The sequence below is a fragment of the Macromonas nakdongensis genome, from assembly GCF_002837145.1.
GTDB classification, from domain to species: Bacteria; Pseudomonadota; Gammaproteobacteria; order Burkholderiales; family Burkholderiaceae_C; genus Macromonas_B; species Macromonas_B nakdongensis.
This window is the reverse complement of record NZ_NWMV01000013.1, coordinates 12502-25389: the sequence shown is the minus strand read 5'-3', so window position 1 is coordinate 25389 and position 12888 is coordinate 12502. Positions and strand designations below refer to the sequence as shown.

11 protein-coding genes are annotated in these 12888 nt (G+C 67.6%); 6 read left to right on the top strand and 5 right to left on the bottom strand.

From position 1 onward, the window contains the following. The first annotated feature begins 13 nt into the window (after positions 1-13). The 6 genes from CON77_RS02245 to CON77_RS02220 are packed head-to-tail and all read left to right on the top strand — an operon-like array spanning position 14 to position 7215. Positions 14-1039: a microcin C ABC transporter permease YejB gene (locus CON77_RS02245; protein ID WP_101047407.1), complete on the top strand. Its 1026-nt coding sequence runs from the start codon at positions 14-16 to the stop codon at positions 1037-1039. Positions 1040-1049: 10 nt separating this feature from the next. Continuing rightward, positions 1050-2087: an ABC transporter permease gene (locus CON77_RS02240; protein ID WP_101047405.1), complete on the top strand. Its 1038-nt coding sequence runs from the start codon at positions 1050-1052 to the stop codon at positions 2085-2087. Then, positions 2084-3703, top strand: coding sequence for an ABC transporter ATP-binding protein (locus CON77_RS02235; RefSeq protein WP_101047403.1), 1620 nt, complete (start codon positions 2084-2086; stop codon positions 3701-3703). The genes CON77_RS02240 and CON77_RS02235 overlap by 4 nt, the downstream gene beginning before the upstream one ends. Before the next feature lie 31 nt (positions 3704-3734). Further along, positions 3735-4505 (top strand): DUF2189 domain-containing protein, encoded by a 771-nt coding sequence (locus tag CON77_RS02230; RefSeq protein WP_101047401.1) that lies wholly within the window; start codon positions 3735-3737, stop codon positions 4503-4505. A 12-nt stretch (positions 4506-4517) separates the two neighbouring features. Further along, positions 4518-4739, top strand: coding sequence for a DUF2788 domain-containing protein (locus tag CON77_RS02225; RefSeq protein ID WP_198552241.1), 222 nt, complete (start codon positions 4518-4520; stop codon positions 4737-4739). A gap of 31 nt (positions 4740-4770) precedes the next feature. Continuing rightward, entirely contained in the window at positions 4771-7215 is a 2445-nt protein-coding gene (locus CON77_RS02220) for a GspE/PulE family protein (protein ID WP_232788370.1), read from the top strand. Positions 7216-7305: 90 nt separating this feature from the next. On the opposite strand, the gene CON77_RS02215 is transcribed toward CON77_RS02220, so the two are convergent. The 5 genes from CON77_RS02215 to CON77_RS02195 form a co-directional block, all read right to left on the bottom strand. Continuing rightward, positions 7306-8565: an acyl-CoA dehydrogenase family protein gene (locus CON77_RS02215; protein WP_101047399.1), complete on the bottom strand. Its 1260-nt coding sequence runs from the start codon at positions 8563-8565 to the stop codon at positions 7306-7308. Between the two features lie 41 nt (positions 8566-8606). Further along, positions 8607-9689 carry a phosphotransferase gene (locus CON77_RS02210; RefSeq protein WP_101047397.1) on the bottom strand — a complete coding sequence of 361 codons (1083 nt, stop codon included), beginning with the start codon at positions 9687-9689 and terminating at the stop codon, positions 8607-8609. A 22-nt stretch (positions 9690-9711) separates the two neighbouring features. Next, a complete protein-coding gene (locus CON77_RS02205) occupies positions 9712-10431 on the bottom strand; it encodes a Crp/Fnr family transcriptional regulator (protein WP_101047395.1) in 720 nt (239 codons plus the stop codon). 68 nt (positions 10432-10499) lie between these two features. Continuing rightward, positions 10500-11279 (bottom strand): oxepin-CoA hydrolase, alternative type, encoded by a 780-nt coding sequence (locus tag CON77_RS02200; protein WP_101047393.1) that lies wholly within the window; start codon positions 11277-11279, stop codon positions 10500-10502. Position 11280: 1 nt separating this feature from the next. Beyond that, positions 11281-12801: a 3-hydroxyacyl-CoA dehydrogenase gene (locus CON77_RS02195; RefSeq protein ID WP_101047391.1), complete on the bottom strand. Its 1521-nt coding sequence runs from the start codon at positions 12799-12801 to the stop codon at positions 11281-11283. Between the last annotated feature and the right edge of the window lie 87 nt (positions 12802-12888).

Genomic DNA, 12888 nt, shown 5'->3' with positions numbered 1-12888 from the left:
ATAATCGAACGCCATGTGGGTCTACATCCTCAAACGCCTGTTGCTGATGCTGCCGACGCTGTTCGGCGTGCTGTTGCTGACGTTTGTGGTGATCCAGTTCGTGCCCGGCGGCCCGGTGGAGCAGTACCTGGCCGAGGCACGGGCCGGCCTGGGGCATGGGGCCGAAGGCGGTTCGGTCTACCGCGGCGCGCAAGGGGTGGACCCGCAGCGCCTGGCCCAGATCAAGGCCCTATACGGTTTTGACAAACCCGCGCACGAGCGCTTTGTGCAGATGCTGGGCCAGTTCGCCCGTTTTGACCTGGGCACCAGTTTTTTCCAGAACAAGGCGGTGGCCGATCTGGTGGTTGAAAAGCTGCCCGTCTCCATCAGCCTGGGGCTGTGGACCTTTTTCATCAGCTACGCGGTGGCGGTGCCGCTGGGCGTGGCCAAGGCGGTGCGCGCCGGCTCGCGTTTCGATGTGCTGACCACCCTGCTGGTGCTGGTGGGCTACGCCATTCCCGGCTTTGTGCTGGGGGTGGCGCTGCTGGTGATTTTCGGCGGCCAGTTGCAGTGGTTCCCGCTGCGCGGGCTGACCTCGTCGAACTGGGAAGAAATGAGCTGGGGCGCGCGGGTGGTGGACTACCTCTGGCACATCGCCCTGCCGGTCACGGCCATGGTGCTGGGCAGCTTCGCCGTCACCGCTATGCTGACCAAGAACGCCTTCCTGGAAGAAATCCGCAAGCAGTACGTGCTCACGGCCCGCGCCAAGGGCCTGAGCGAGCGCCAGGTGCTGTGGAAGCACGTGTTCCGCAACGCGCTCATTCCCATCGTCACCGGTTTCCCGGCGGCGTTCGTGGGGGCCTTCTTTGCCGGCTCCCTGCTGATCGAGACCCTGTTCTCGCTCGACGGCCTGGGCCTGCTGAGCTACGAGAGCGTGATCCGCCGCGACTACCCCGTGGTGCTGGGCACGCTCTACCTGTTCACGCTGATCGGTCTGGTGACCAAGCTCATCAGCGACCTGTGCTACGTGTGGGTGGACCCACGCGTCAAGTTCGACTGAGCGCCGCCGCATGACCGTGCCCATCTCTCTGAGCCCCTCGCGCCGCGCCTGGCAGCGCTTTCGTCGCAACCGCCTGGGGTATGTCAGCCTGCTGGCCTTTGCCGTACTGGTGGCCCTGAGCCTGCTGGCCGAGGTGCTGTCCAACGACAAACCCCTGCTGGTGCGCTACGAGGGCCGTTATTACTTTCCGCTGGTGCAGGACCATGCCGAAACCGTGTTCGGTGGCGATTTCGACACCCCGACCGATTACCTGGACCCCTTCATCCGCGCGCAGCTGGCCCGGGGCGACAACTTCGCGGTCTATCCACCCAACCCCTACGGCCCCCAGACGCTGAACTACTTTGCCCAGGCGCCCAACCCGGCGCCGCCTTCGGCCGACAACTGGCTGGGCACCGACGACCGCGGCCGCGACCTGCTGGCGCAACTGATTTACGGCTTCCGGGTGAGCGTGCTGTTCGCCCTGGCCCTGACCGGCATCGGCGTCGTGCTGGGCGTAGCCGCCGGGGCGGTGCAGGGCTATTTCGGCGGCCGCACCGACCTGGTCTTCCAGCGCTTCATCGAAATCTGGGGTGCCATGCCGGAGTTGTACCTCCTGATCATCTTCAGCGCGGTGCTGGCGCCGAGCGTGGCGCTGTTGCTGGCCTTGCTCAGCCTGTTTGGCTGGATGGGCCTGAGCGACTACGTGCGCGCCGAATTCCTGCGCAACCGCCAGCTCGACTACGTGCGCGCGGCCCGTGCCATGGGCCTGAGCCACGGCGAAATCATCTGGCGCCACATCCTGCCCAACAGCCTGACGCCGGTGGTCACCTTCCTGCCCTTCCGCATGGGCGGGGCCATCCTGGCGCTGACCTCGCTGGATTTTCTCGGTCTGGGCGTGCCGCCCGGTACCCCTTCGCTCGGAGAGCTGTTGAGCCAGGGCAAGAACAACATCGACGCGTGGTGGATCTCGCTGTCCACCTTTGCGGTGCTGGTGCTGACCCTGTTGCTGCTGACCTTCATGGGCGACGCCCTGCGCGACGCCCTGGACCCGCGAAAGGCCGACCGGTGAGCGACGCCCCCTTGCTCGACGTGCAGGACCTGCGGGTGCGCTTTGGTGACCAGGACGTGGTGCACGGCCTGCAGCTGCAACTGCGTGCCGGTGAAAAGCTGGCGCTGGTGGGCGAATCGGGTTCCGGCAAGACGGTGTCGGCCCTGAGCCTGCTGCGGCTGGTGCCCGAGGCCAGCGTGACTGGGCGGGCCCATTTCGCCGGCCGCGACCTGTTGGCGCTGAGCGAACGCGGTCTGCGCGCGGTGCGTGGCGACGAGGTGGCGTGCATTTTCCAGGAGCCGATGACGGCGCTCAACCCCTTGCGCAGCATCGGCGACCAGATCGCCGAGGTGCTGATCCTGAAGAAGGGCCTGACCGGCGCCGAGGCCGGGCAGCGGGTGCTGGAGCTGCTCCAATCCACCGGCTTGAGCGAACCCGAGCGCCGCGCCCGGGCCTACCCGCACCAGCTCAGCGGCGGGCAGCGCCAGCGCGCCATGATCGCCATGGCCCTGGCCAGCGAACCGCGCCTGCTGATCGCCGACGAACCCACCACCGCGCTGGACGCGAGCCTGCGCGGCCAGATCCTGGCCTTGCTGAGCGACCTGCAGCGCCAGCGGGGCATGGCGGTGCTGCTCATCACGCACGACCTGCACCTGGTGCGGCGCTTCGCCGACCGCGTGGCGGTGATGGAACGCGGCCAGTTGGTGGAGCAGGGCGATGTGGCCTCGGTGTTCGAGCGGCCGCAACACCCCTACACCCGCAAACTGCTCGACAGCCGGCCGCGGCGCACGCTGGACGACGCCGCTCCGCCACCCGCCAGTGCCCCCGCGCCGCTTCTGCAGGCCCAGGGCCTGACCGTGGCCTACCCGACGCCGCTGCCGGGGCTGCGCGGCTGGTTCCGGCGCGGGCGTTTCGAGGCGGTTCGGGGCGTCGATTGGGCCTTGCCACCGGGCCGTACCCTGGGGGTGGTGGGCGAATCGGGCTCCGGCAAATCCACCCTGGCGCTGGCGGCACTGGGGCTGCTGCCGCACGAAGGCCGGCTCCGCGTCATGGGCCGGGCCTGGGCAGGCGGCATCGCCGACCGGCCGCTGCGCCAGCAGGTGCAGGTGGTATTTCAAGACCCGTTCTCGTCCCTGTCGCCGCGCCTGACGGTGGAGCAGATCGTGGGCGAAGGCCTGCGCGTGCACGCGCCTGGGCTGGACGACGCCGCCCGGCGTGTGCGCGTGCTGCGGGCCTTGCGCGAGGTGGGGCTTTTGCCCGAGGACACCCCTGACGGGGCCGCCGTGGCCTGGCTGCAACGCTACCCGCACGAGTTCTCCGGCGGGCAACGCCAGCGCCTGGCGATCGCGCGCGCCCTCATCGTCGAGCCCCGCCTGCTGGTGCTGGACGAGCCGACCAGCGCGCTGGACGTGACCGTGCAGCGCCAGGTGATCGAACTGCTGCTGCGGCTGCAGCGCGACCACGGGCTGAGTTATCTGCTGATCACCCACGACGTGGACGTGATCTGGGCCATGGCCCACGAAGTGATGGTGATGCAGGCCGGCCAGGTGGTGGAACACGGCCCGACGCCGCAGGTGTTGCGCACGCCCGCGCACCCTTGCACCCGCGCTTTGATCGAGGCTTGCGCGCCCTTGTGATTCAATTGGGGCTTTCCTCCTGCTTTTGTCCATGGCGTTGTCCTCTTCATCACCGGCTCCGGTCCACCTGCTGTCGCCTTTGCGCTGGCTGGCCCTGGGGCTGCGCGACTTCTGGCGCAACCCCGCGCCCGGCCTGCTGCACGGCACCTTGCTGGCCGCCTTCGGTGCGCTCCTGTTCTGGCTGGCGCGCGATCAGTTCTGGTGGCTGGCCGGTGCGTTTTCGGGTTTTCTGATCGTGGCCCCGGTGCTGGCCACCGGTTTGTACGAGGTCAGCCGCCAGGCCGAGCAGGGCCAGCGCGTGTGCTGCCGCCGGGTCTGGGCGGTGTGGCGCTCGGGCGACCGCCGGCTGGTCGGCTTCGGAGTGCTGCTGGCCCTGGCCGGCACTGGCTGGGTGCTGACGTCGGCCGGCCTGATCACCCTGTGGGCGCGGGTGCCGGTGGAAAAACCGATCGATTTCCTGCACCACGTGGTGCTCGCTCCTTCGCCGGGCCTGTTCGAGGTCTGGCTGTTGCTGGGCGCCTTGCTGGCGGCCCCGGTGTTCGCCTCCAGCGTCATCACCCTGCCCATGCTGGTGGACACGCGCCAGCCTGTCTGGGTGGCCGTGGGGGAGAGTTGGCGCGCGGTCGGCAGCCACCCCGTCGTGATGGCGTTCTGGGCCCTGCTGATCGTCGCCCTGGTGGGGCTGGGGCTGCTGACCCTGACCCTGGGCCTGGTGGTGGTGGTGCCGGTGCTGGGCCACGCCAGCTGGCACGCCTACGAAGACCTCAAGCACGCCGGCGCCATCCACACCCCGCCGCGTTGAGACGGAACACGCATGGAAGGCACCATTTTCGGTTACACCGAGGGGCAGATCGCCCAATTCGGCCTCACCTTTGGCGTGGGGGCGTTCATACTGTACATGCTGTTCATCGTCTTCAACCTGGCCCGCGAGTCCAAGGCGGGCAAGTTCGGCACCTTCATTCTGTTTCTGGTGCTGTCCTTCGGGATGCTGGGCTTTTTGGCAAAAAACGTGATCAAGTGGGTGTTGGGCCTGTGAGCCGCGCCACCGAGCAGGGGGGAATGAGACCATGAGAAAAACCCATTTTTTGGTGCCCAACACCCAGCGCGAAGATGTGCTGGAGGTGGGCGGCAAGGTGCTGACCTGCACCGCCGAGGGCTGGAACGGGAATTCGATCGCGGGGCACCTGGTCGATTTCGACCCCGAGCACCGCCAGCTCAAGATCCAGCCCTTTGGCGATGCCCGGGGCCTGGGGCTGAAGTTCAACCAGATCAAGCGCCTGAAAGTGGACACCCAGTCCGAGTTGGACCAGGACTTCGGTCCATCCGGTTTTCTGGGAGACGCGCAACCGCCTTTGCAGTCTTTTGTGGTGCACCTGCGCGACGGGGCGCTGTACCCGGGCATCTGCCACGGCCACCTCAAGCTGCCCTATGGCCTCTGGGTTTTTCCCAAGAAGAGCCTGGACGACGACCCGTACCGGGTGTTCATCCCGAAAAGCGGGATCACCCGGTTCGAGTTGCGCCGCGGGGCCGACGACATGATCGCCGACACCGATTTCAGCGAAACCTTGCTCGGCGAGGCCGGTGAAGTCAGTGTGGAAGACCTGCAGGCGGTGGCGCCGTCGATGGTGGAAAACTTGGCCCAGCTCAAGGAGGCCCTGGAGCGGCAGGCGCGCCTGAAACCGGTGCCCATCGGTGAAGCCCTGCTGGGGCTGGGCAAGATCACCCCGACCCAGCTGGCGCAGGCCCTGAAAAGCCAGCGGCAGGACAAAAAGGGGCCCCTGGGCCAGATGCTGGTGTCTATGGGGCTGGTCACCTCGGCCGATTTGCAGACCGCTTTTGCCCGCAAGATGGGCTACCCCTTCGTCGATCTGAACAAGTTCCCAGTGGACACCGCGGCCCTGCGGCGGGTGCCCGTGCACATGGCCATGCGCCTGAAGGTGTTGCCGATCGTCGATCTGGGCTCCTCGCTGGTGGTGGCCATGGCCGATCCGCTGCAGTTCAAGGTGATCGACGAACTGGAGTTCTCGACCCAGCGCAAGGTGGTGCCGGTGGTCAGCACCAGCGCGGAATTGCCGACCAAGATCGGCAAGGCCTACCGCGAGATCGGCATGGGTGACCTGGCCGCAGCCAACGCCCCCACGCGCCCGGACGCCACGGCCCCCAATCCCGATGCCCCGGCCGGCGCCGGCATGGACGCCCTGCAACTGGCGGTGGAACTGACCGGCGAGGCCAAGGCCGAGCAGGACGAGGACAAGCCGGTCGAGCAGTCGGACAACACCCTGGTCAAGCTGATCAATTCCATGATCTCCGAGGCTTTCTACCAGCGCGCCTCCGACATCCACATCGAACCCTACCCCGGCCGCGAAAAGGTGGTGATCCGCTTCCGCATCGACGGCGAGATGCGGCCCTACCTGGAACTGCCGGCGAGCTACCGCAACGCCCTGATCGCACGCATCAAGATCATGTGCGACCTCGACATCTCCGAGCGCCGCAAACCGCAGGACGGGAAAATCAACTTCTCCAAGTTCGGCGGTCTCGCCATCGAACTGCGGGTGGCCACCATCCCCACGGCCAATGGGCTGGAGGACGTGGTGATGCGGGTGCTGACCTCGTCCGAGCCCTTGCCGCTGGAGGCCTTGAACCTGAGTCCGGCCAATCTGCAGGCCTTCGAGCACATTGTGGGCCGTCCTTACGGCCTGTTCCTGTGCGCCGGCCCCACCGGGTCGGGCAAGACGACGACGCTGCACTCGGCGCTCAAGCGCATCAACACCCCGAACCGCAAGATCTGGACGGCCGAAGATCCGGTGGAAATCACCCAGCGCGGGCTGCGCCAGATCCAGGTGAACCCGAAAATCGGCTGGAGCTTTGCCACGGCGCTGCGTTCGCTGCTCCGCGCCGACCCGGACGTGATCATGGTTGGGGAGATCCGCGACCAGGAAACCGCGGAAATCGCGATCGAGGCCTCTCTGACTGGGCACCTGGTGTTCTCGACCCTGCACACCAACTCGGCGGCCGAAACCATCGTGCGCCTGATCGACCTGGGCGTGGACCCGTTTTCCTTTGCCGATTCCCTGCAGGGCATCCTGGCACAGCGCCTGGTGCGGCGCTTTTGCAAGGTCTGCGTGCAGACGGAGGTGGTGTCGCAGGAGCGGCTGGACGAACTGCTGCACGACTACCAGGCCCAACTGCCCCCCACGCACCCCTTGCAGGTGCCCGGGGCTTTGCAGGCCGAGTGGCTGGCCCGTTTCGGCCACGAGGGGGTGTTGCACCTGAAACACGCCACCGGCTGCGAGCAATGCGGCCACACCGGTTACAGCGGTCGGGTCGCCATTCACGAGCTGCTCAGCAGTTCGCCGGAGTTGCGCCACCTGGTGCAGAACCGGGCGCGGCCCCAGGACCTGCAGTCGCAGGCCATCACCGAAGGCATGCGCACCCTGCGCCAGGACGGCATCGAAAAGGTGTTGATGGGCCTGACCAGCCTGGCCGAGGTGCGTTCGTCCAGCAACGTCTGACAGCATCAAGCCGCGGCGTCGTGGGACGCGTGGCCTGTGTCAGACGGGTGCCGCCCAGCCCGGCGGACCGGGCAGGACGTCGGCCTCGGCTCAGCAGCCCCGGGTGATGGGCATGTCGATCTCTTTAGCGATCAGGCTGTGCTTGGCCAGTTCCAGCTTGGCGATGGCGGCGCGGTGCACCTCGTCCGGACCGTCGGCGAAGCGCAGCGTGCGCTGGTGCGCCCAGGACATGGCCAGCGGGAAGTCCTGCGAAATGCCGCCGCCGCCGTGCGCCTGGATGGCCCAGTCGATGACCTGGCAGGCCATGTTCGGGGCCACCACCTTGATCATCGCGATCTCGGCCTTGGCCACCTTGTTGCCCACGGTGTCCATCATGTAGGCGGCTTTCAGTGTGAGCAGGCGGGCCTGTTCGATCATGCAGCGCGCGTCGGCGATGCGCTCGTGCCACACCGACTGGGCCGCCACCGGCTTGCCGAAGGCGACGCGGCTGTTCAGTCGGCCGCACATCAACTCCAGGGCGCGTTCGGCTGCCCCGATCGAGCGCATGCAGTGGTGGATGCGGCCCGGGCCGAGGCGGCCCTGGGCGATCTCGAAGCCCCGACCTTCGCCCAGCAGGATGTTGGCGGCCGGCACGCGCACGTTCTCCAGCAGCACCTCCATGTGGCCGTGGGGAGCGTCGTCGTAGCCGAACACGCTCAACGGGCGCAGCACGGTGATGCCGGGGGCGTTGGCCGGCACCACGATCATCGACTGTTGGGAGTGGCGCGGGGCTTCGGGGTCGGTCTTGCCCATGACGATGTAGACGGCGCAGCGCGGGTCGCCGGCACCGGACGACCACCACTTGCGGCCGTTGATGACGTATTCGTCGCCGTCGCGCTCGATGCGGCACTGGATGTTGGTCGCGTCGGACGAGGCCACTTCCGGCTCGGTCATCAGGAAGGCAGAGCGGATCTCGCCGCGCAGCAGCGGCTCCAGCCACTGGTCTTTCAGGGCCTCGGTGGCGTAGCGCTCCAGCGTTTCCATGTTGCCGGTGTCGGGGGCGGAGCAGTTGAACACCTCGGCGGCGAAGGGCACGCGGCCCATGATCTCGCACAGCGGCGCGTACTCCAGGTTGCTCAGGCCTTCGGGAGCGCGTTTGGAGTGCGGCAGGAACAGGTTCCACAGGCCAGCGGCGCGGGCCTTGGGCTTGAGGTCCTCGATCACGCGGGTGGGCACCCAGGCGTTGCCCTTGGCGCGGTTGGCTTCGACCTCGGCGTGGAACGCGGTTTCGTTGGGGTAGATGTGCTCGTCCATGAAGGCCAGCAGGCGGGCGCGCAGCTCCTGGACTTTGGGCGTGTAATCGAAATTCATGGATCGCTCCTCTGTGGTGGTGAATCTGGGGGAATGAAAACTCAGGCCTGCGCGGCCGACTGGGCGTAACGCCAGGCCAGTTCGGCCATGGGGCGGGCGCCGGCGCCGGACTGGCGTGCTTGCGCGCTGGAGGCGGTGCCGTCTTCCACCCGCTTGGCGATGCCCTGCAGGATGGCCGCGAGGCGGAACATGTTGTAGGCGAGGTAGAAGTTCCAGTCGGCTTTCAGCGCCTCGGGCGTGGTGAAACCGGTGCGCTGGCAATACAGCCCGATGTACTCCTGCTCGCTCGGGATGCCCAGGGCCGTGATGTCCAGCCCGGCGATGCCGCGGAAGGTGCCCGGCGGGATGTGCCAGGCCATGCAGTGGTAGCTGAAGTCGGCCAGCGGGTGGCCCAGGGTGGACAGTTCCCAGTCCAGCACGGCCAGCACGCGCGGCTCGGTGGGGTGGAACATCAGGTTGTCGAGCCGGTAGTCGCCGTGGACCACGGAAACCAAGGATTCGTCCCGCGCCATGGCCGGGATGTTCGCCGGCAGCCATTCGATCAGCCGGTCCATCTCGGGGATGGGCTGGGTGATGGAGGCCAGGTACTGCTTGCTCCAGCGGCCGATCTGGCGCTCGAAGTAGTTGCCCGGCTTGCCGTAGTCGGCCAGGCCGACGGCGCGGAAGTCGGCGGTGTGCAGGGCGGCCTGGACCCGGTTCATTTCCAGGTAGAGGGCGCGGCGCTGGGCCGGCGTCATGTCGGGCAGGGCCTGGTCCCACAGCACGCGGCCCTGCACGAATTCCATCACGTAGAAGGCGCGGCCGATGACGGATTCGTCCTCGCACAGCACGTGCATGCGGGCCACCGGCACGTCGGTGTGGCTGAGCCCGCTCATCACCTTGAACTCGCGTTCGATGGCGTGGGCCGAGGGCAGCAGCTTGGCCACCGGGCCGGGTTTGGCGCGCATCACATAGGTTTGCCCCGGCGTGACGAGCTTGTAGGTGGGGTTGGACTGGCCGCCGGCGAATTTCTCCACGCTCAGCGGGCCGGTAAAGCCGTCCAGGTGGGCGGCGAGCCAGCGCTCCAGCGCCGCCACATCGATCTGGTGGGGGTCGGCCATGGGGGTGTCGGGGGTGTTGCTCATGGCCGTTCGGGTCTCCTGGAGGTCAGTTGTCGGCTTCGGCGATCCGAAGCAGGGCGTCCCGGTCGCGCACCACCAGTCCGCCCGGCTCGATGCGGATGGCGTCCTCGCGCTCCATGGACTTGAGTTCCTGGTTCACCCGCTGGCGCGAGGCGCCCAGCAGTTGCGCCAGTTCTTCCTGCGCCAGTTGCAGGCTGATGCGGTATTCGTTGCCGCTGGACAGGCAGGGCACGCCGTAGCTGCGCACCAGGTGCAGCAACTGCTTGGCCAGCCGCGCCCGCAGCGGCAGGGTGTTGAGGTCTTCCACCAGCCCGAACAGCGTGCGGATGCGGCGCGCCTGCAGTCGCATCAGTGCTTCGTACAGCTCCACATGCGCAGTGAGGATTTTCTGCAAATCGGAACGCGACACGCACAGCAGCGTGGTCGGGCCGTGGGCGTAGGCATCGTGGGTGCGCTGGTCGCCGTCGAACATCGCCACGTCGCCGAACCACACGCCCGGCTCCACGTAGGTCAGCGTGATCTGCTTGCCCGACAGGGAGGTCGAACTCACCCGCACCGCGCCCTTGGCCACCGCCGTCCATTCGGTCGGTGGGTCGCCGCGGGCAACGATCAGGTCGCCGTCCTTGTAACGCTTGACGTAGGCACATCGCAGGATGTCGTGTCGCAGAGAGGGTGAAAGACTTGTGAACCAGCGACCGCTGTTGATCGCCTCACGTTCTTCCATTGTCAGAATCGGTTCGTCCATCGTCTGTCTTTTGAGTGACTGGGGGTGGGGGTACCTGTCCCTTGGGTGACCGGGGCAGGGCGAAGGGCTCAGCGGTAGCGCGCCGGGCGTTTTTCCAGGAAGGCGGCAATGCCCTCGCCACCGTTGGCGTGGTGCAGGTTGCGCACGAAGTGGTCGCGCTCGTCGCGCAGGTGTTGGCTCAGCGTCTGTTCGGGCGCGGCGTTGACCAGTTCCTTGATGCTGGTCAGGGTGTTGGGGGCCTTGGCGTTGAGCTGTTCGCACAGCGCCAGGGCTTCGTCCAGGGCCGCCCCGGCCGGGGTGACGCGGTTGACCAGCCCGAGCTGCTGCAGCCGCTCGGCGCCGATGCGTTCGCCCAGCATCAGCAGCTGCAAGGCGGTGGCGCGGGGCAGGTTGCGCGCCAGGCTCCAGCTGCCGCCACCGTCGGGCGAGAGGGCCACGTTGGCGTAGGCCATGACGAACACGCTGTTGTTCGCGGCGACCAGAAAGTCGCTGGCCAGGGCGAGCGAAAAACCGGCGCCGGCACAGGCCCCTTCGACGGCGGCCACCACCGGCTTGGAGAAGCTGCGCACCGCTTCGATCCAGCTGTGCAGGCCTTCGATGCTGTCGGCCTGCACCTGGGGCGGCTGCTGGCGGTTGCCCAGCAGTCGTTGCAGGTTGCCGCCGGCGCAGAAATGCGCGCCTTCGCCAGTGAGGACGACCGATCGCACCTCGGGGTTGCTGTCGGCCGCGTTGATGGCCTCGACGCCGGCGGCGTACATCTCGGGGCCCAGGGCGTTGCGGTGCTCGGGGTTGCTGATCGTCAGCACCAGGGTGGCGCCGACGCTGTGGCTTTTGAGGCAGGCGGTCATCTCAGGCTCCCACGTGTTGCAGGCTCAGGCCCAGGGCGCCGCGGCGGCGCAACCAGGGCGAGGGGCGGTAGCGCTGGTCGCCGTACACCGTCTGCAGGTTGAACAGGATTTCCAGCACGCTGGTCGGGCCGATCTTGTCGCCCATGGCCAGCGGGCCCAGGGGGTAGCCCAGGCCCAGCGTCACGGCGGTGTCCAGGTCCTGCGGGGTGCAGATGCCTTGCTGACAGATGTCGCTGGCGATGTTGACGATGCTGGCCACCACCCGCTGGGTGACGAAGCCGCCGCTGTCCTTGATGACGCTGACCGCCTTGCCGTCGCGGGCGAACAGGGCGTGGGCGGCGTCGCGCATGTCGGAGCGGGTGGCGGGGTTGGTGGCGAGCACGCGGCGCTTGACGGTGCTGTCCGGCAGCATCATGTCGATGCCGACGGTGCGGCTGGCGTCCAGGCGCTCCACCGCGGCCACGGTGGTCACGTCGTGGCCCAGCGGGGCGACCACGATCAGGGCCTGCTCAGACGGCTGTTGCGCCGTCTCGATGCGCGCGCCCAGGGTCTTGAGCAACAGGTACAGCTCGGCCCGGCGCGCGGCGCGCGGGGGCACCCAGACCGGCGGCAGTTCGCCCACCCCGGGCACGGGCGGCTCCGGCGGCAGTTCTTGCTGGCCATTGGGGTAGCGGTAAAAGCCCTCACCCACTTTGCGGCCCAGCAGCCCACCCGCCAGCCGTTGTGCGGTGATGACGCTGGGGCGGTAGCGCGCTTCCTCGTAGTACTGGTGGTAGATCGACTCCATCACCGGGTGCGACACGTCGAGCGCGGTCAGGTCGAACAGCTCGAACGGGCCCAGGCGAAAGCCCATCTGGTCCTTCAGGATGCGGTCGACGGTGGCGAAATCGGCCACGCCTTCGCTGACGGTGCGCAGGGCTTCGGTGCCATAGCCGCGCCCGGCGTGGTTGACGATGAAGCCGGGGGTGTCCTGCGCCTGCACCGGGGTGTGGCCCATGGCCTGGGCGTAGGCGCTCAGGCGTTCGCAGGTGTCGGGGGCGGTTTTCAGGCCGGCGATCACCTCGACCACCTTCATCAGCGGCACCGGGTTGAAGAAGTGAAAACCGGCCAGCCGCTCGGGCCGCTTCAGCCCGTGGGCGATGGCGGTGACCGACAGCGACGAGGTGTTGGTGGCCAGCACGGCGTTGTCGCCGAGCAGGGTTTCCAACTGGGCGAACAGGGCCTTTTTCACCTCCAGCCGTTCCACCACGGCTTCCACCACCAGGTCGCAAGGCGCCAGCTCGGCCAGGGTGGTGGCCGGGCGCAGCCGCCCGGCGCAGGCTTGGGCCTGCTCGGGGCTGAGCTTGCCCTTGGCGGCGAGTTTCTGCCAGGTGTCGTTCAGCAGGGCGATGGCGCTGTCGATCGCTGCGGGTTGGGTGTCGAACAGCCAGACGGTGCTGCCGGCCTGGGCGGCGATCTGGGCGATGCCGCGCCCCATGGCGCCGGCGCCGACGATGCCGACGTGGGGGAAGGTGTGGCTCATGGCTTGTCTCTTGTGTGTGAAAAAAATGGGATGTGCCAGAATGTAGCGTCAATAAAAACGCACGACGAATCACATGGGCAAGGAACG